The sequence below is a fragment of the Mesorhizobium sp. P3_A9 genome (genome assembly GCF_056402975.1).
Window position 1 is genome coordinate 1 of record NZ_JBFUGJ010000759.1, and the last position, 846, is coordinate 846.

At 59.3% G+C, this 846-nt stretch carries 1 protein-coding gene and 2 pseudogenes; all 3 read right to left on the bottom strand.

The features are described 5' to 3' along the window. Window positions 1-143 (bottom strand): annotated as a pseudogene (locus tag AC1DX0_RS36575) (MFS transporter); the annotation flags it as partial. A gap of 143 nt (window positions 144-286) precedes the next feature. Beyond that, on the bottom strand, window positions 287-622 hold the full coding sequence (gene grxD, locus AC1DX0_RS36580) for a Grx4 family monothiol glutaredoxin (RefSeq protein WP_477359468.1): 336 nt from the start codon (window positions 620-622) through the stop codon (window positions 287-289). A 153-nt stretch (window positions 623-775) separates the two neighbouring features. After that, window positions 776-846: pseudogene (locus AC1DX0_RS36585) on the bottom strand (BolA family transcriptional regulator); the annotation flags it as partial.

The window sequence follows — 846 nt, forward strand, 5'->3', positions numbered from 1 at the left end:
GCGCCGATCTGCTGCAGCGCCGGCAACATGATGTCGATGGCCAGCGAATTCAGCGCCATCARCGCCGCGCAGAGMGCRATRAAYTCCCAGCGCGGAATRGGCAGKTTGATTGCCAATTGCGGCGCTGATGATTGCTGGTCCACGGCAAGTCCGATCTCTCAAGCAAAAATGCGCCGGCGGGCCGGCGCATTGGCTCGTCTTGATCCCCAAATCAGGGACATAAAAGTTGCCGAGGTGGGGCTGCCCCGGTGTTCAGTGCAGTCGCTAGACCAGCCCGAAACCGAAATCAGGCGGTGGCTTTGACGCTCACGCCCTTGTCGACGAGGAACGTCTGCAACTCGCCGGCCTGGAACATCTCGCGGATAATGTCGCAGCCGCCGACGAACTCGCCCTTGACGTAGAGCTGGGGGATCGTCGGCCAGTTGGAATACTCCTTGATGCCCTGGCGCAGCTCTGCCGAGTCCAGGACATTCACGCCTTTGTAGTCGGCGCCGATRTAGTCGAGGATCTGSACSACCTGGCCGGAAAARCCRCAYTGCGGRAAACCGGGCGTGCCCTTCATGAAAAGSACGACGTCGTTGCCCTTCACTTCATTGTCGATGTAGTYGTTGATACCGCTCATGGAACATCCTTTCACGCCTGTGGGAGTCAGGCTSGAARCATGTCCWTCAAATAAACCCATAGGTTGCCCGAAACAAGACATTAGCCGTGCCATGGCCGAAATGGCGCAAGAGATGGGCCGTATTGGGCCAAGCGGGTGTCGGTTGGAACGGCCTCAGTCGGGAACGCTGGTCTGCAGGGCAAGCGCGTGCAGCACGCCGCCCATATTGCCCTTCAGCGCGTCAT